Origin of the sequence: Spiroplasma endosymbiont of Tricholauxania praeusta (assembly GCF_964019535.1) — a bacterium.
Classification (GTDB): Bacteria; Bacillota_I; Bacilli_A; order Mycoplasmatales; family VBWQ01; genus Spiroplasma_E; species Spiroplasma_E ixodetis_A.
The window spans coordinates 179,171-197,271 of record NZ_OZ026450.1 but is presented as its reverse complement, the minus strand read 5'-3'; the positions used below and the strand labels follow the sequence as shown (position 1 = coordinate 197,271).

At 23.3% G+C, this 18,101-nt stretch carries 20 protein-coding genes; 9 read left to right on the top strand and 11 right to left on the bottom strand.

Annotation, left to right across the window (positions count from 1 at the left end):
- Positions 1 to 8: 8 nt before the first annotated feature.
- On the top strand, positions 9 to 1,421 hold the full coding sequence (locus AACK96_RS01095) for an APC family permease (protein WP_338974566.1): 1,413 nt from the start codon (positions 9 to 11) through the stop codon (positions 1,419 to 1,421).
- A 17-nt stretch (positions 1,422 to 1,438) separates the two neighbouring features.
- Here the strand turns inward: AACK96_RS01095 and AACK96_RS01090 are convergent, their stop codons facing one another.
- The 3 genes from AACK96_RS01090 to uvrB are packed head-to-tail and all read right to left on the bottom strand — an operon-like array spanning position 1,439 to position 4,616.
- Positions 1,439 to 1,894 (bottom strand): methylated-DNA--[protein]-cysteine S-methyltransferase, encoded by a 456-nt coding sequence (locus tag AACK96_RS01090; RefSeq protein ID WP_174481403.1) that lies wholly within the window; start codon positions 1,892 to 1,894, stop codon positions 1,439 to 1,441.
- Positions 1,895 to 1,902: 8 nt separating this feature from the next.
- Positions 1,903 to 2,616 carry a CatB-related O-acetyltransferase gene (locus AACK96_RS01085; RefSeq protein WP_338974564.1) on the bottom strand — a complete coding sequence of 238 codons (714 nt, stop codon included), beginning with the start codon at positions 2,614 to 2,616 and terminating at the stop codon, positions 1,903 to 1,905.
- 14 nt (positions 2,617 to 2,630) lie between these two features.
- The gene (gene uvrB / locus AACK96_RS01080; RefSeq protein WP_338974563.1) at positions 2,631 to 4,616 is read right to left on the bottom strand and encodes an excinuclease ABC subunit UvrB; all 1,986 of its coding nucleotides are present in this window, start codon (positions 4,614 to 4,616) and stop codon (positions 2,631 to 2,633) included.
- A gap of 311 nt (positions 4,617 to 4,927) precedes the next feature.
- On the opposite strand from uvrB, the gene AACK96_RS01075 reads away from it, so the two are divergent.
- Positions 4,928 to 5,707, top strand: a complete 780-nt coding sequence (locus AACK96_RS01075) for a hypothetical protein (protein WP_338974562.1) — start codon at positions 4,928 to 4,930, stop codon at positions 5,705 to 5,707.
- 46 nt (positions 5,708 to 5,753) lie between these two features.
- Positions 5,754 to 5,891 carry a hypothetical protein gene (locus AACK96_RS01070; RefSeq protein ID WP_252320481.1) on the top strand — a complete coding sequence of 46 codons (138 nt, stop codon included), beginning with the start codon at positions 5,754 to 5,756 and terminating at the stop codon, positions 5,889 to 5,891.
- A gap of 37 nt (positions 5,892 to 5,928) precedes the next feature.
- On the opposite strand, the gene AACK96_RS01065 is transcribed toward AACK96_RS01070, so the two are convergent.
- Positions 5,929 to 6,276 carry a PTS lactose/cellobiose transporter subunit IIA gene (locus tag AACK96_RS01065; RefSeq protein ID WP_338974561.1) on the bottom strand — a complete coding sequence of 116 codons (348 nt, stop codon included), beginning with the start codon at positions 6,274 to 6,276 and terminating at the stop codon, positions 5,929 to 5,931.
- A gap of 4 nt (positions 6,277 to 6,280) precedes the next feature.
- Positions 6,281 to 6,598, bottom strand: coding sequence for a PTS sugar transporter subunit IIB (locus AACK96_RS01060; RefSeq protein ID WP_252320477.1), 318 nt, complete (start codon positions 6,596 to 6,598; stop codon positions 6,281 to 6,283).
- A gap of 202 nt (positions 6,599 to 6,800) precedes the next feature.
- Here AACK96_RS01060 and AACK96_RS01055 point away from each other — a divergent pair, with 202 nt between their 5' ends.
- Complete coding sequence (locus AACK96_RS01055; RefSeq protein WP_338974560.1) at positions 6,801 to 8,375, top strand: sodium-dependent transporter; 1,575 nt, start codon at positions 6,801 to 6,803, stop codon at positions 8,373 to 8,375.
- Positions 8,376 to 8,437: 62 nt separating this feature from the next.
- Here AACK96_RS01055 and AACK96_RS01050 read toward each other — a convergent pair whose 3' ends face one another.
- Positions 8,438 to 8,668, bottom strand: a complete 231-nt coding sequence (locus tag AACK96_RS01050) for a hypothetical protein (protein ID WP_338974559.1) — start codon at positions 8,666 to 8,668, stop codon at positions 8,438 to 8,440.
- A gap of 390 nt (positions 8,669 to 9,058) precedes the next feature.
- Here AACK96_RS01050 and AACK96_RS01045 point away from each other — a divergent pair, with 390 nt between their 5' ends.
- Entirely contained in the window at positions 9,059 to 9,265 is a 207-nt protein-coding gene (locus AACK96_RS01045; RefSeq protein WP_338974558.1) for a hypothetical protein, read from the top strand.
- On the opposite strand, the gene AACK96_RS01040 is transcribed toward AACK96_RS01045, so the two are convergent.
- Positions 9,262 to 9,762, bottom strand: coding sequence for an IS630 family transposase (locus AACK96_RS01040; RefSeq protein ID WP_338975131.1), 501 nt, complete (start codon positions 9,760 to 9,762; stop codon positions 9,262 to 9,264). The genes AACK96_RS01045 and AACK96_RS01040 overlap by 4 nt on opposite strands.
- 28 nt (positions 9,763 to 9,790) lie before the next feature.
- On the bottom strand, positions 9,791 to 10,150 hold the full coding sequence (locus AACK96_RS01035) for a helix-turn-helix domain-containing protein (RefSeq protein WP_338973555.1): 360 nt from the start codon (positions 10,148 to 10,150) through the stop codon (positions 9,791 to 9,793).
- 489 nt (positions 10,151 to 10,639) lie between these two features.
- Between AACK96_RS01035 and AACK96_RS01030 the strand changes: the two genes are divergently transcribed.
- Both AACK96_RS01030 and AACK96_RS01025 read left to right on the top strand, forming a co-directional pair.
- Positions 10,640 to 11,020 (top strand): hypothetical protein, encoded by a 381-nt coding sequence (locus AACK96_RS01030; protein ID WP_338974557.1) that lies wholly within the window; start codon positions 10,640 to 10,642, stop codon positions 11,018 to 11,020.
- Between the two features lie 13 nt (positions 11,021 to 11,033).
- Entirely contained in the window at positions 11,034 to 11,249 is a 216-nt protein-coding gene (locus AACK96_RS01025; RefSeq protein ID WP_338974556.1) for a hypothetical protein, read from the top strand.
- A gap of 168 nt (positions 11,250 to 11,417) precedes the next feature.
- Here the strand turns inward: AACK96_RS01025 and AACK96_RS01020 are convergent, their stop codons facing one another.
- Entirely contained in the window at positions 11,418 to 12,578 is a 1,161-nt protein-coding gene (locus AACK96_RS01020; protein WP_338974554.1) for an Mbov_0401 family ICE element transposase-like protein, read from the bottom strand.
- 73 nt (positions 12,579 to 12,651) lie between these two features.
- Here AACK96_RS01020 and AACK96_RS01015 point away from each other — a divergent pair, with 73 nt between their 5' ends.
- Positions 12,652 to 14,358: a hypothetical protein gene (locus AACK96_RS01015; RefSeq protein WP_338974552.1), complete on the top strand. Its 1,707-nt coding sequence runs from the start codon at positions 12,652 to 12,654 to the stop codon at positions 14,356 to 14,358.
- Between the two features lie 148 nt (positions 14,359 to 14,506).
- Positions 14,507 to 14,866 carry a hypothetical protein gene (locus AACK96_RS01010; protein ID WP_338974550.1) on the top strand — a complete coding sequence of 120 codons (360 nt, stop codon included), beginning with the start codon at positions 14,507 to 14,509 and terminating at the stop codon, positions 14,864 to 14,866.
- Here the strand turns inward: AACK96_RS01010 and AACK96_RS01005 are convergent.
- Together AACK96_RS01005 and AACK96_RS01000 are read right to left on the bottom strand one after the other, a co-directional pair.
- Positions 14,863 to 16,899, bottom strand: a complete 2,037-nt coding sequence (locus AACK96_RS01005) for a hypothetical protein (protein ID WP_338974548.1) — start codon at positions 16,897 to 16,899, stop codon at positions 14,863 to 14,865. The two genes, AACK96_RS01010 and AACK96_RS01005, sit on opposite strands and share 4 nt — an antisense overlap.
- Positions 16,850 to 18,091: a hypothetical protein gene (locus AACK96_RS01000; protein WP_338974546.1), complete on the bottom strand. Its 1,242-nt coding sequence runs from the start codon at positions 18,089 to 18,091 to the stop codon at positions 16,850 to 16,852. Before AACK96_RS01000 ends, AACK96_RS01005 begins: the two co-directional genes overlap by 50 nt.
- Positions 18,092 to 18,101 lie beyond the last annotated feature (10 nt).

Below are 18,101 nucleotides of genomic sequence, written 5' to 3'. Positions count from 1 at the left end.
AAAAAGACATGAAATTAAAAAAGAAGTATTCGTTTTGAGTAATATTAATGATGGCAATTTCTGCCACAATTGGATCATCAGTACTAATTTCATTTGGACAAGTAGCATTTCAAAGTGGATTTAATCCGATTTTAATGATATGTGCCTGAATTTTAGGCGGTATTTTAATTTTGCCAGAAATGTTATTACTAGCAGAAACTGCTATTTCTTTTCCGGGAAATGGAAGTGCTTATTATTGATTAAAAAAAGCAAATTGAATGGCTTGTTCGTTTTGATTGGGATGGATTTTAGTTTTAATGGTTAGTGCTACTGCCGTTGCTTCTGCTACTTTAGCATTAGGTAATATTATCGGTACTTTAGCTCATATTACTAACCAATGGTTGATAAAATTATTTGGAATTTTAATTTTATTTGCATTAGCTATAGTCCAAATATTTATTAAAAATAGTTCTGGAAAAACACAAATTATTTTTACAATTTTAAAAGGATTACCAATTACTTTTGTTTTATTTATTGCTATGATTTATGGAAATACAGATAGTTTTAATAGTGAAATAGTTCAAAAAGATTTATCAAAAATTTTTCTTGCAACTTATGTTTTATTACCAGCTACAACAATGACACTATTTGCCTATTCAGGAATTGAAGCAATAACTTATGTTACTGAAGAAGTAGAAAATCCAAGAAAAAATGTACTTTGAGCTTTAATTGTTGCAACAGGACTAATTATTTTTTTATATTTAATACTATTAATTGCTTTGTTAACTATTAATGAACCACTTTTATGATTAGATGAAAATAAAGGATTTAGTAACGTTTGATATTATGCTATTATCAATAATCCTAATATTCCTCGCGTTTTAGCTTATATTTTTTCAGGACTAGCAATTTTATTATTTGTTGGTTCACTAAATGCATTTCTGCTTTATCAATCACGTTTAATTTTTAAAATGAGTGAAGAAAAAGATTTGTTTAAATTTTTTCAAAAAACAACTAAAAGAACTAATATGCCATGAGCTGCTATGCTACTATTAATATTTGCTGCTTTAATTTATATTTTATGAAATCAATTGTATGAAGTAACTAATTACTTTATTATTGCTATTAGTTTTTTAAAATTAATTGTTAATTCAGTCATTATCTTTTTAAGGCGCAAACATCCAGACTATCAAAAGATTTTTAATAATTTTTGATTTTATTTTTTCATTATTATTGGTTATTTAGGAGCAATAATTGCTATTGTTGGATCATTTTTAGCAATGTATTATTATGGTACACAAAATAATAATATGTGAGCATTATGAAATTCACTAATTTTAATTGCTGTTATGTTAGCAGGATATCCTGTTTACTATATTAAAAATTATGTAGTTAAAATTGTTAACAATTTTAAAAATCAAAAAAAAGATAATCAATCATAAAAAAATAATCTTATACCTTATTTACTTTCTTGTGCTAATAAAAAATTTTTAATATGGGCACCATAAAGATAATTAACAATATTCTTATTTTTATTAACAACACGATGACAAGGAACAATAATTGCTAATGGATTTTTACTTAAAGCCGAACCTACTGCCCTACTTGCTTTTGGATAACCTATTTTTTGCGCTAATTCTTGATAAGTTAAAGTTGTCCCAAATTGAATAGTACAAGTTTTACTCCATACTAATTCTTGAAAAGGAGTTCCTTTTAAAGCTATTGGTAAGTTAAAATCACTTAATTTTTTATCAAAATACATTGCTAGTTGTTTTAAACAATTAACTACCACTATATTACTACTATCCTTAGCAACTTGACGAGTATTAACGAAACTAACTTTTACTACTTGTTCTGCAACTACTATGATTTCAATTAAACCTATTTTAGTAGTTAAATAACCATATTTTTTCATATTTTTTATTACCCCTTTATTTTATTTAAACTATTACTTTCTTTTACAACTTTTTGTAATATTTTATTATCAAAATTTTGTTTTAACAAATCTGAATTTTCAATAATCTTTTCAATAGATCAATCTCATCACTTTATATTTTGTAATTTTTGAACTATTTTTTTAGAAAAACGATATTTTATAATTTTAGCAGGATTACCACCAACAATAGCATAAGGAGGCACATTTTTTGTAACTACACTTTTAGCTGCAATTACTGCCCCATTACCAATAGTTAGCCCTCTTAAGATTGCCACATCATGACCAATTCAAACATCATTTTCTATCGCTGTTGGTGATTTAATCGGAAATTTATCTAATTTATCTTTTTCTGTAACTTCTGATAAATTTAATGATTTATAAAATAATGGTAAAGGAAATGTTGAAACTACACAATAATTATGATTGCCACCATTCATTATAAATAAAACACCTTGTGCAATTGAACAAAATTTACCAATAATTAATTCATCATTTATCATATTTGGAAAATGATAAATTATATTTTTATTTTCAAAATCAATAGCTGCTTGCTCACCATTAAAATCATGATAATAAGTATAATCACCAATAAAAATTTTAGGTTTAGTAATATAATTTTTTATTAAAAATATTATTGGTATATGAGGATTAATTTTAGTATTTGGACTTATCAAAATACCTTTTTGTGCTTTATCGGTCAACTTATTTTACTCCTTTATTTTTCACTTTCAATACTCAAAATTAAATCACGAAGTGAAGCTGCCTTTTCAAAATTTAAATCTTTAGCTGCTTGTAACATTTCAACTCTTAAATCAGCAATTATCTTTGTTTTAGCAGCTATTTTTGTTTTACCTTTACTTGAATTTAAAATTTTTAAATCAACATCTAATTCTCTAGTACTTACGATTTCACTCAACGGTTTTTTAACAGTAACTGGTACTATATTATGTTTTTTATTATAAGCAAGTTGAATTTCTCTTCTTCTTTGCGTTTCTTCAATTGCTTGTGTCATTGCCTCTGTCTTAATATCTCCATATAGTATAACATGACCATTAACATTTCGTGCTGCGCGACCAATAGTTTGGATTAATGATTTAGTATTACGTAAAAAACCAGATTTATCAGCATCCAAAATACAGATTAATGACACTTCTGGTACGTCTAATCCTTCACGTAATAAATTAATACCAACAATAACATCAAAAACACCTTTTCTTAAATCTAACAAAACTTTAGTACGTTCTAATGTTTTTAATTCATTATGAATATAAGCAACTTTAATTTTTTGTTCTTGTAAAAAATTTGATAATTCTTCTGCCATTCTAATTGTTAAAGTAGTAATAAATACTCTTTCATTATTTTTTGTTCGTAATTTTATTTGATTAATAATATCTTCCATTTGATTTTTAGTTGGTTTAATTTCAATTGTTGGATCTAATAAACCTGTGGGACGAATAATTTGTTGAACTGGTACATTAAAAGGCTCAACTTCATTTTTAATTAATGCTAATTCATAATCAGCAGGAGTTGCTGAAGTATAAATAACTTGCTTTAACTTATTAGAAAATTCATTAAAATTTAAAGGACGATTATCCAAAGCACTAGGTAAACGAAAGCCATATTTTACTAATGTTTTTTTTCTGCTACGATCAGTATTATACATTCCTCTAATTTGCGGTAATGTCATATGAGATTCATCAATAATTGTTAAAAAATCATCTGGAAAAAAATCAATTAAAGTATATGGTGCTGAACCCACTTCTCTATTTTCTAAATGACGAGAATAATTTTCAATACCACTACAAATACCAAATTCTTTTAAGGATTCTAGATCATGTTCTGTTCTTTGTTCTAATCTTTGCGCTTCTACTAACATATTATTTTTTCTTAGTTGTGCTAATGTTATTTTTAACTCTTCAGTAATTTTAATAATTGCCTGATCAACACGATTTTTACTAGTAATATAATTTTGCGCAGGAAAAATTGTAATAAAGGGAAAACGCTCTAAAACATTAGCGCCTAATGTATCAATACGTGCTATTTCTTCAATTTCATCACCAAATAAACTAATTCTTAAATAAAATTGATCATTTCAAGATGGAGCTAACTTTATTAAATCACCTTTTGCACTAAAACTACCCGGTTCTAATGTAATATCATTACGTACATATCCATTTTTAATTAGTCTTAATAATAAATCTTTTCTATTAATTTTTTGTCCTTTTCTCAATTCAAAAAAGTTATCTTTATATGCTGTTGGTTCTTGTTCACCATAAATTGCTGCTACCGATGCCACAACAATAACATCTTTACTAATAGATAAACCATTTAAAGCACTTAATCTTAACATTTCAATTTCTTGATTTTGTTTAGAATTTTTATCAATATAAGTATCGGTTTTTGGTAAATATGCCTCAGGTTGATAAAAATCAAAATATGAGACAAAATATTCAACGCGATTTTCAGGAAAAAAAGTTTTCAATTCTCCATATAATTGCATAGCTAATGTTTTATTATGTACTAAAATTAAAGTTGGTTTTTGCACTTGCGCAATAACATTGGCCATTGTAAAAGTTTTACCCGTGCCAGTGGCTCCCAATAATACTTGGTATTTAATATTATTTTTAATAGCTACTACTAATTTACTAATTGCTTCGGGTTGATCACCTGTTGGTTTATAAGGTGCTTTTAATTTAAACATAACTTTATATTCCTTTAAAACTTCTATATACAATACCATATTATTTTATTTAAAATAATAATAAAACTTTTATATAATTAAAATTATTATAAAACAATATAAATACTATACTTATTTTTTGATTTTTATAAGTATAAAAAATTATAATAAATTTCTTAAAAAATTTAAAGTTTAGTATCAAATAAATCCAATGTTTAAAATTGAGTTATTATCTTTTATATTTTATTTTACTTAAAATATAGTAAAATTTTAGCCAGATAATTAAAATAATTTTTATATAAAGTAAAGAAACTAAATAAGGGGGGATGATTATGAAAAAACTATTAACAACAGTAAGTCTTTTAACATTTGCAACAACCACAGGAAACTTAAATTCTATTTTAAGCACCGAAATTAAAACTACAAATATTTTAAATAATGAACCAATAAAATATGATGGTGAAGATAAAATTATTACTAACTATGAATTTCAATATGAACTTGCTATATCGTATATATACATTAATAGTAGTACTTTAGATAGTTGATTTAAACTTTTTTCTTTAAATGACCTTGAAAAATTAAGAGAAAAAATATACTATGATACTTCATCTTTTCCTTATCAAGGTAATGGATGAGAAAAGATTAGCATATATGAATTAACTGAAAAGTTAATAAATAATTTTTCGTCTTTAATTAATATACGTGGATATAATACGTATGGAATTATAGTAACTTATCATGAAGCACCTAAGGAATTATTTTTTCTAGCACCACAATTTTCACCAAATACTCACGATAAAAATATAATAGAAAAATATTATAAATTTTTATGACATGATACTTTAAAAATTGCAATAAGTCGATATGAATGACAAAAAATTTTAAATACTAATAAAAATAAAACTGAAATTTTTAATATTATTTCTAGATTTCCCGAATGAGATGCAAGTGGTTGAAAAGGTTATATTTCAAACGAAGATTTATATACTTTATCTGAAAAACTTATTGAGAATTTTAATCAATTAAAAACTAAATTCGAAAATAGTAATACAGGATGAAAAGTAGTCACTAACACTACTGGCTCATGAACAGAACTTGAACAAGAATAAAATATACTTACAAAAAAATAATGAAAAGAAAGAGAGAAAAAATATAATGTTTAAAAAATTTAAAGAAATTTTCAAAAAGAAAAAATGACATTGTGATTATTGTAAAGAAAATTATCCTCTACTTTGTCCAATCAAAGGATTAGAAAAAGATGGAGAAGATTTTGAAAAAAAACCAAAAGATTAATTTTATACTTTAAATAAAAATAGGCAAATGCCTATTTTTATTTTTTTCTGTTTATAAATTGATATAAATTAATAAATTCTTTACTAATTTCAATCATCATTTGTGTTGTTAACAAATGATCTTCAGAATGCATAAACAATACTGAAAAAGGTAATTGATAACCTTTACCTTCTTCAACAATGACGCTCATATGTGATTGCAAAGCTTTAGTAATATTATCATTTGCTTCATCAATCATTTTTAATGCTGTTTCAAATTGTGCTTCCTTAGCGAGAGTAATTGCTTCTATTGCTAAAGATTTTGCTTTTCCAGCAGAAGAAATTATTTCAATTGAAATTTTTTCAAAATCAATATTACTACTTTTCTCTTTTTCTTTAATGCTCATAGTATTATTTTTTAATTTCTAATAAACTCATTGCTAATTCTAACGTTTCTTTACCTTGAACCATCGCATAAACTGCTGCTGGAATAACATTAAGAGCAGCATTTCCAATAATATTAGTAAAATCATTTTTCATATAACTTACTTGTGGTCCTAATAAAACAACATCCCATTTTTCACCTTTAGCAAAAGATGCTTTTGCTTCAGTAGCACCTAATGCTTTCACTTCATAATCTAAATTTAACTCTTTAATATACTCTTTCATATTTGCTTCTAGTCTTAAAGTGCTCATACCAGCTGAACACGTAAGTAATATCTTTATCATCTATTTTCCTCCTAATAAACAAAAATCAAATATACATAACTAAGAATATTATACATTGATATTTTTAAATTTGAATTTTAATGGTTTTAAAAAAATATAACTTTTAACTAAAGATTAAAAATATATTACTAATATATATTGTAACTTTGATAACTATTGTGTAAAATTCATAATACTATCTAAAAATAAAGGGACTGATTATATGAAAGGCAAAAAGAAAAAAAACATAACTACATGAGGATTTATTATGTCAGTACTAGGTGCTGCTGTAGGATTAGGAAGTATTTGGGGATTTCCAAATCAAATGAATAAACATGGTGGTATCTTTTTAATTCCATTCTTTATTGCACTAATTGTCTGTGCTTTACCAATTTTATTAATTGAAATCAATTTAGGTAATAAATATCGTAAAAATCATGTTGAAATTTTTAAAGATTTAGCAAAAACTCCCAGGACTTTCTTTGGATTTTTACAAACTGCAGTTGTTTGAATAATGGGTGTATTTTATAGTGTTCTTGTCGCTTGATCATTATTGGCAATAGTTATGTCTTTTCTTCCTAGTTTAAATCAACAAGGATTTTTCTTAAATAAATTAATTGGTCAAACTTCCAACGATGTACCACAAAGTTTTAGTCAATTGGGTAATATTAGTATTTGAGTTTTAATTAGTTTAATTATGGTTTGAATTATTACTGGTGTTATTTTGTTGGGTGGCGTTGTTAAAGGGATTGATTTAGCAAATAAAATTTTTATTCCTAGTCTATTTATCATGATTTTAATGATGATGATTTACGTTTTAACTTTGCCTGGTGCTCTAGATGGTTTAAAAACAATGTTTAGTTTTAATAGTGAAAAAATATTAACTAGTAGCATTTGAACTGATGCTTTTGGACAAGCCTTCTTTATGCTTTCAACTTGTATAGGTGTCATTATTATTTTTTCAAGTCATGCGCCAATTGGTACTAGTAATACTAATAAAGGTTTAATTATTATGGTTGGTACTGTTATTGTTGCTTTATTAACAACATGTACTGTTTTTGGAGGAATTGGTGCAATTGCATATAATCAGCATAAAACTATTGATGAAGTATTTATTTCGGGTCCAACTTTAATTTTTCAAGTTTTTCCACAAGTTTTTGCAATCATTACTGAGCAAACACATCTTCCATTTTTAAGTCACACTTTAGCTTTCCTTTTCTTTTTATCAGTATTTTTTGCTGGTATATCTTCATTAATAGCAATAGCTGAAGCCGTTGTTAATCCTCTAATTAGTTGTTATGGTATTAAACGTTATCAAGCATTATTAATAATGATTATTAGTAGTTTTATGCTTGGTTTAATATTCTGCTTTAATAATAGTAGTCCTTTAATTGATGGGCTCGCAATATGAGTTACTGGTATTTGACAAATGATTATTGGTATTTGTGAATTAATTGGTGTTATCCTTATTTGAAAATGTTATGATAGTTTAAAAGAATTTAATAATCAATATTCATGAGTTAAATGAAATAAAGGTTTCAAATATTTATGTTTAATCCTTATTCCAACAATTATTTTAATTAACTTGGTCTTTGCTTTATATCAATTAATTAATAATATAATTAGTAATCCTTTTATATTTCTAACTATTGGCTTGACGCTAGGAGCTATTACTGTTTTATTATTTACTTTAATTTTTACTTTCTGAAATAATATTAAAATCTATTTTATAAAAATTAATAATACACTATTTAAACAAAAAACAAAAACTGAAATTATTAAAGTCGACACTGAATAAAAATTAATATAACTGCTAATTTAAATAGATAATTTTTCATTAAACAGTCATATTAAAATGTCTTATATAATAAAATATGCTATATAAAATCCAAGCACAATAATAATTAAAATGAATTCAATAATAAAATATTTTATTTCTTTTTCAATTGCATTATTAACTGCATCTACTCTAGAACTACTATCAATTGAAGTAACTACACAAACTATAATAACTCCTATAATAATAACTATTATAGGCAAACCTATAATCATAAACATTAAATCATTATTATTCATTTCAGTATTATACATTTTTTAATTCACTTTCAATCTTTAATTTTTACTTTTCTCTTTTAATTTATTTTTTATTCTTTTTCAAGATTTAAACTATGGATATTGTTCCATATAATCAATTAAAGTACTAATAATATTTAAAAAATTGTCAATATAATTATCACTACTAAACACATACAAAATAAAATTACTCAAATATCATTTTTTACTCCTTATATTAATAATATTTTAATTTATATATATTGTATATTTTTTAAAAAAATAATTAAAAATTACTAATAGTTCACATCATAATAATATTTATTAAAATGGTTAGTAAGTAGTAACAAACACCCCTATATATGATATTATTTTTATACAATCACTCAACCAATAAATTTAAAATAGAAAAGTTAGGAGTTTAAAATTATGAAAGATTTTAAAAATATTAAAATTAAACAAATTAAAAATAGTAATAATAAAATTGGTATCTTATTAGGTACTCTAATTTTATTGTTATTAATAACTTTTAGTTTATTACGACTACTACCAATTGGTAAATTTTTAGACGACTTTATATTTTCTTTTTTATTTGGATGAAGCAAATATTTAATTTATATATTATTATATAGCTAACGAAAGTAATGTTTACTCATATCTTGAAAAACAAAATCAATCGCGTTTTTAATATTTGGTCAATAATTTGGTAATATTTTTCTTATATTATGTTTTATAGCAAATCAAAAATGTTCAATTGGATTTAAATTAGGAGAATATGGTGGAAGAAATAATAGTTTGCATCCAACATTTTCAATTAATTGTTTTGTTGCTTTAGATTTATGAAACGTCGCATTATCTAAAACTATAATTTGTCCACACTTTAATACTGGAATTAGTATATTTTTAACATATGATTCAAAAATTTTACTATTGCAATGTCCTTCAAATGCTCATAGAGCTTTTAATTTACCTTTATTTAGTGCACCAATTATACTCATTCTCTTTATTTTATATGCAGGTTTATTATCAAATAATCTTTTACCTTTTTCAGACCAACCATATTTATAAAATTCATTATCATCAATTCCAGATTCATCAATATATACCAAATCTTCATTCATTATTTTCGCTATTTCTTTTAAAAAATCTTCTTGTTTATTTTTATCTCTTTGTTCATATAGAAAAGTTTTTTTTATATGTATAATTTAGTTTTTTGAAATAGTTATAAACTGTTTCTTTTGTCATATCACCAAATTTTTCAATTACTTTTTGAACTGTAACATCTTTATTTTCTGCTAAATAATTTTTTAATTCATCTAAATCCTTTATTTTGTGGCTATGTCCTTTTTGATAATTCAAAATTGGTTTTATATTTCCGGTTTTTTGCTTTCTTTTTCTTCATAAAAATAAAGTCTTTCTAGTGATATTGAACACTTTACAAATTTCTTTAATTTTCATGTTTTTACTTTCATAAACTTCTATTACTTTTCTTCGTAAGTCCTCACTGTATGGTTTTGGCATAATTTAATCTTCCTAATCTATTTTAATTATTGCTGAATTATACTTGTAAGTGCAAGAATTGTTTAAATTACATATTATTATTTTACATTATTTATGAGTAAACATTACTTTCGTTAGCTATATATATCTTTAATTCCACTTTGTTTTAATTATTATTTTAAATTTAAAGCTTCATTTGTTTGAGCAATAATTACTACTATTATATGCTGCGTTTGAACAATTGAAACTATTACTATTATTAGTCGTTATGATAATATTTGATTTAACAATAAATTTCATATTAATTTAATTAATGATTATTATCAATCTTGATGAAATTCAACTATTTTTAATAACTATCACGGATTTTTCAAATCACCTATTTCCTTTAATAATTGAACTATTGATAGTTTCTTTCCTTCTTATCTTGTTGGTGGATTAATTGGTAATACCATACTAGAATTTTTAGGTTACACAACTTTTTTTGTTAATTTTATATTAAATATATTAATGATTATTATTTGTTTTAGTTGATTATTTTTTAACCGTCCCTTAATTTTATTTATCACTATTTCAAATCATATCAAAGAAACAATTTTAGATTTTAAAGTTAAGCGAAAAGATCAAAAAATTAATAAATTAGAAAAAGCAAAAGAAAAACAAAAAAAACTTACTTTGGCACAAAATAATACTATCAAAATCAATAATCTAAAAAAAGAACTAAAAATAAATAAACAACAAGCAAAAAACAATAATAAGCAATCTAAATTAGAAACTAAACAATTTACAAAAGAAAATTTAGCAAACAATAAAGTAAAAAACGAAAAAATAAACTTTGATATAGAAACCAATAAGGAATTATTACAAGAAAATAACAAAATTAATAATTAAAAATTAGAAAATAATGAAACAAAAATTAAAGAGCAAAACAAAATTTTTTCTTCCTGAACAAACTATAATTAATCAAAAATATATTTTACCAACATTAAAATTAACTAAAAAATCAGATAATCTAATAAAAAAGCAAGAAGAAAATGAAAAATATGCTTTAGAAAATAAAGAAAAAATTGGGAGCATACCGATGTTGTCAATAATATTCAAATTTGTCTTAAAATTATAAAGTTAGACGAGAATAATTTTGACTTCAATATGCAATTGTATGTTAATCTTAACACTTGAAAAATATTAGTCAACAATAATACTTACTTTTATAATTCAAAAATTCTTATTAAAGCATCTTTAATAAGTTTTATTTTATTTTTGTTTTTTTAAAATCTTTAATTTTATTTTATAATAACTGGATGGCTGTATTTATTTGATAGCATTTAAAATTAACCATTTTTGTATACATATCAATATTATAAGTTCTATCACCAATCATATGTTTTAAAATTTGTTTAATATTAGTTTCAGTAAAGCAACCAATATTTTCAACTAATGCTTGGTTTAATAAACCATCTTTGGCATTAATAAAATAACGAACTTTTAATTTTTTATATTGTAAAGTTAATGATTGTAAAAAATCAATTAATTCATAATATTCACCTTTGGCAAATAAATTTATTGCATTTTGATAGTGTAATTTAGCAATTTGATTTTTTCTTCTTCCTGCCATTATACCAAGAAATAAAACATGAAAAGCATGAAATTTATCTAAAATAAATTTAGCATTTAAAATTGTAGCAGTTTTTCTAATTCATTTTGCACTATCTCCACAAACTATTAAATTTGCTTGGTCAAAGTTTTCAAAAAATAAATTACCATATTTTTCTATTAATTTTGCGGTTTTTTCAGCACCAATTTCTGTTTTTGAAACTCTTATTTTACATACAGCTCTTTTATTAATTAATTTTCCATTTTTCTTTTTACCAGTACAAAATACTATTAATCTCATCGAACATTTTTTACAATTTTTAGTATTGTGTTTTTCATTAAACTTAAATTTTCGATGACCATCATCAATATTTACATATAAATTTTGATTTGGTTGTAATGGTATTTTGGGAATATTTGCTTTTGGTAATTCAAATTTTTGATATGTTCTACAAACTGTACTATTACTTATTAAATCTTCAATAAAAGTATCACAAACATCACGATACTTTTTACCATCAGCAAAATATTTTAAAATTTGTTTAATAACGTTAGGTGCAAGTTTACTATATTTTTTAACACCAAGATAATTATCTAATAATGATACGTACTCCATTTTTTGTGTTTTTGTGTTATAATGTGTACAAATACGTCGTTTATAAGTTAATAAACCTTTTTTTGCTTTTAATTTTCGTTGTCTAAATCTATATGATTTATATTCAGATTTATCACATATACTTCATAAATAATCATCTATTTTTGCAAATAATTCTTCTGTTTGTTTTAAACTTAATTTATCTTGATTAAAATCATGTTTGTCTCAATCAAAATGATTTGCGAATGGTAATATAAACATTTTTAATGTTCCTTTCTAATTTTTGTTTGTTAATAATTTAAGTTTAATTTTTTTTAAAAAATAAGGAGTAAATATGGCTTTTATTAGTAGTTATGGACAATTAAATAAAAAATATAATCTTAATTTTAGTGATAATAATTATGGTTTTAACTGAGATATTTTTAAAGCATTTGTTGGTGATGAATGAGCAGAATTTTTTACAACTAATTGTTTTTATCGTTTTGTACCAACTGCACGTGGAACAAGAAAAACTTGAAATTGTTTAGCATTTGATTTATTTATATGTTGTAATTTTAGTGATAGTAGTGTTCAAGAAGTAAGAAGATATGAAAATACTCATAGTGAAACTACAATTGGTGCTTTAATGAATGTTTGTCAAGTTTTATTAGATACATATAATATTAATTTATTACCTAATAATCCACATGGCATTAAATGAAAAATTACTAAGGATGGGGGATGTATTATATTTCCAAGTAATCAACAAATTGACTTTATTGGTTATGCTAATGGTAATAAAATTTTTGGAAAAGAAGCAGGTGGGTCAAGTTTTTTAGGTTCAAGAACAGATGAAATAATAATGGCAGAAGAAAAAGAAACTTTGACAGAAAAGCAATTAACATATCGATATGAAAGATTACAAAACTCTATGTTTAGAAGTAATCGTATTAAAGTATCAAAAGAACCTATTAAAGAGTGAAGTTGAACATTTATTGATAATAATATATATAGTTCTACTTTTGGAAAATTGATTACTCGTTATTTTTATAAAAGTTTTTTCATTACTTTTACATGTAATCCTTATGATAAATATCATCCATTTTATTTAAAATACTGTACACCATTTTTACCATTAAATGATGAAGTCATGAAAAATCTTAAAAAAGTTGGTAAAGTTTATTATGAAAATAAAGATATGTTTAGTGGTTTAGGTTTATTTGTTTTAAGATTTACTATTCAACCATTTTGAAATAAATTACCTGACATTCAACAAAGAACATTATTAGAAATGGAAAAAAGTAATCCAGATGAATATAATACTGTTTATTATGGTTTTGAATTTTTAGATAGCGATGCAACAATTTTCCCATTTCAAAAAACAGTAAAATATTGACAATCATATGATTTAAAACAATTTTATAATCAAGAAAAAGAAATGTATAAATTTGATTTTTATAGTGTTGGTATTGATTGAGCTACGGGACCAAAAGACCATACTGTATTTATGGTAGTTGGTTTTAAAGAATATAATAATACTGGTTATTATGATGCTTATATTATTTGTGAATTAGTAGTTACTCCAAATGATTTTATTAATGAAAATGAAAAAATTAATGCTTATGTTAATGAAATTTTAGGATTAATGGATAATTTTGAAAATTTTGAACAAGCAATTTATTTTTATGATGATAAAGCAAGAACAGCAATGGATTGATTAAATCAAAAATTAATTGATGAACACAATACTATTTTAATAACACAAACTGCTATTAAACATGCTTCAAATTTAAATCAAGAAGCCGGATTAACTAATAGAGTAGTTTGAATGAGAAATATTATGAGTTATGGAAACTTTTACGCAAATAAAGATGATTTACCAAAAACAACTCAATGTTTAGAAGAATTACGTTATGATGAAACAAAAACTAATATTCCTGACAAAAATATGTATCAAGACCCTTATGATGCTCTGTTTTATGCACTGTATCCATATAAAAATGTAATTAGGGGTAAAAATAATGCTACTGTGAAAAAAAGTATCTTCACATTTGCTATATAATAAACAATTTCAATATAATTAATAGTATAGGTCTCATAAAATAAACGCCTTTAATTTAGGCGTTATTTTGCATTTAAAAGCATACTTGTAAAAATAATCAAAAATAGTACAATTTATAAGTAAAATCAAGGAAAAAAGGAGAATTAAAATGCAAGATAGCAAAGAAATAATAAAAAATGTAGAAAATAAAAAAGAAGAAAAAAGAAAAGAAATAAAAAATTTTAAAAAATGAATTAAAACAAATTATAAAAAAATAATATTATGAAGTGCTGTTATAACCGCATTATTATTAAGTATAATGTCATATTATAAAACTTATAATTATAAGTCATATTTAGGACATGACTATACAGTCTACTGGGGGGGGGCTGGGACAACTATATGGTCTCATAAATATACGAATGATGATAAACACAAAATAGAGTTATATTTTTCTATTAAACCAGAAAAAAATAGTGATGACATAAAATGAGATGGAATTTATCCAGATGGATATTTTGATAATTAAATCTCTAAATTTATATAAGAAATATTTTCATTATATTTATCGAATAAATTAATATTTTTTAAATCAATTTCTTGTTTATCTGTTATTAAAATAAAATCATAATTTTCAGCACCAAATATTCCACTAATTTCAATCCGATTTAGATTATTAATCGGATTTTCGATTTGTAATTCAAATTCACTATTATTATCAATTTGTGATATTTCTTTATAAAATTCCAATTTAGAAAATAATTGAGATTTATTTGAACCATATAAATTTAAAGCATTTTCAATTTTATTATTACTAATGATTAATTTTGTAAAATATTTTCCATATTCACCATTTCCTAATGTTCAATCAGCAGGAATTAATGATGGTATATTATTACTTTCTAATTCATTTGTTATGGATAATCAGTTAAATTGATTATCATCTAATTTAAATAATTCATTTTGACTAATATCATTATTTTTTAATTTAATGTTATTAACATTTGTCAAATCAAAATATGCAGATTTTAATATTACTTTTACATCCTTATACTGTCAAATTTTATCTTTGGTTGGATGTATTGGACTTGATTTTAATTCAAAGTAATATGGTAATAAAATTTTATTATCATCATTTAATCCTTTATTTATCGATAAAGATGAATAAATATATTTTGATAACATAATAAATACTTGTTTAAATATTTGCATTTGTGGTAAATTTACATAATTTGGATAATCTAATTCTCATTGTTTAAATAAATTAGTAATTACTTCATCGGGTTTTTGTCCTTCAAATTTTGCACGTAAAATTGCTATATCATTTAATGGTTTTCCATTTTTATCATTATATGTAGCACCTTCAAAATTTCTATTGTAGTTATATGTATAACTTAGCATATCTAGTAATAGTTTCTGTAAACTATCAATTGGTGGTTTATCACTTATTTCAACTTCAATATCATCAAATTTATCATATGTAGCAATACTTGTATATTCTTTTCCAATTGGACCACTCTGAATTTTTCATACTTCTTTATCTTTAAGTTCTTTCTTTTCTTTTAATGGTCATTCTGCAAAAGAATAGGAACTTAAAAAATATCCTAATCAAGCATGTGTAACTCTTGCGTTTTTAATAATTTCTTTTCTTGTTTCAGTTCCACCACCAATAGCAATTAAATCTAAAACTGATTTTTCTTGTCCAATAAATTGTTTTGCTAAATTTCAAGGTAATATTTGTTCACTAAATCATTGTTGTAATATTCTAACTTTTGGTTGAGTTTCAATAGGCATTGATAACAACGGAAATGCTATCTTATCTTTAATAAATAACTTTGGGTATACTTCCATATTGTCAACTTCACCAAGTACTTTTATATTGCCAAAAATCATGCTTCTAGGGGCTTTAATTTTTAAACCAATAACTTTGGTATCTTTATCTAATGGTTTTTGTAATTTAATAATAATTGGATAGCCATCTCTTGTTTTAAAATCTTTAATTTTAATAATAGTAATACTTTTAGTACTTCTTGTTTTCGGATTTTGATAAGGTTGTGAATAATTATTAATGATATATAAATTATCAATATTATTTTCAGTTAATGGTTCATTAATTGATACTGCATATAATTTAAATTGATTTAATAAATTTATTTCTTGAAATATTAAATTTTTAATATCAGTCATACTATATTCAATTGTATTATCATTAATATTGGTACTTGCTCTTTGATTTAATTGCATAGTAAAATCAGATGTTTCAACAGCAGTAGTTTTTAATACTTTATCAATATCAATAAAACCAATTTTAATAGTATTTGCTGAAAATTTTAAACTATTATTTTCATTATTTTTAAATAAACGTTCAATTTCATAAATATAAATCGTTCTTTTTTTAAATTCATCGTATGCTCTATTAATATCTGGGTCACTAGTTGCTCTCATCATATTAGTAAAATCATAAGGAATATTATCTATTAAATAATCATTTTCAACTTCTGCTTGATTAAGTTTAGTTTGTTTCTGTGGAAACTTCGTTTGTGGTTTGTTGTTGTTTTCCATTGTTCTCTCCTATTAATTGGTTATTTTCGGGATTAAATAATTGTAGTTTAACTGTTAAATTATTAATTTCTTGTTCATCATTAATATTAAATGTTTTACTATTTAATAAATCTTTATCTATGCTTACTAATATTTGAATAAATTTAAGAATATCAATATTAAATTGTCATAATTTTTGTTCAATATAATTAATAGTTGAAATATTTACAGCTGTACTTTCGGGAACTGATTGTTGTGCAGATTTCTTTTGACTTGGTATATGAATACCACAACGTTTAAATATTTCATTAACATTTCAATCGTATATATCAGTTAAATTTTTACCTTTAAAATTACTATTTGTCATATTAATATTTTCATTTTGTTCGTTATTATCTCCACCACTTTTAAATATGTAGTTTTTAGTAACCAAAGTTCTTACTGTTTGTTCTAATGCTGATTGAACATTCCCATAAGTTTGATTAAAAATAAATTTAGGTGAGTTTAAAATAGTATCTAAAACAATTTGTTCATAAATAACATCTAATGCTTTAATTTTATCCATTACTTTATCACAATCTGCTAATTCATTTGCTTTATTTCGCATAATTGCTATTGGTATATAATTAATATTTAGTGTTTGTTCTTGCTCTAAATTTGGATTATTAATGAATGATTTAAAATCTAATGGAAATTGTTTTTTATTATCACTAATACTATAAATTGCACGATTAATAGTTACTTGTTCATTATTTAATGTATAAATTTCAAATAATCTTACATTTTGTGCATTTTGTTGATAACTATCATAAAAAATAGTACATTGAATTAATTTACCGGTAATATCATAAACTCTTTGTTGAATATCTATTACTTGAAAATATAAATCATCATTAGCAATAAAAATTAAATAACCACTAATTCCTAATTTGCTTAATTTAAAAATAGAATTTCAATTTTTTCTATAAAATTCTTGCTGAATTAAGTATTTTTTAATAGTTTCATTATTAATATCTAATGGAGCATTATATAAATTAGCATTATTTTCTGCTACAAAATCAGTAAAATAAGTTTCATGGTTAAAATCATTAAAACCAAAATAATTTAAAATAGAAGCATGTGTACTTTTATTTTTATTAGTTAAAAATTTTACTTTTTCATTTTGATTATCACTAGTATTTGTTTTATCTTTTCTTTTAAATAAACTTAACATAATATTCACC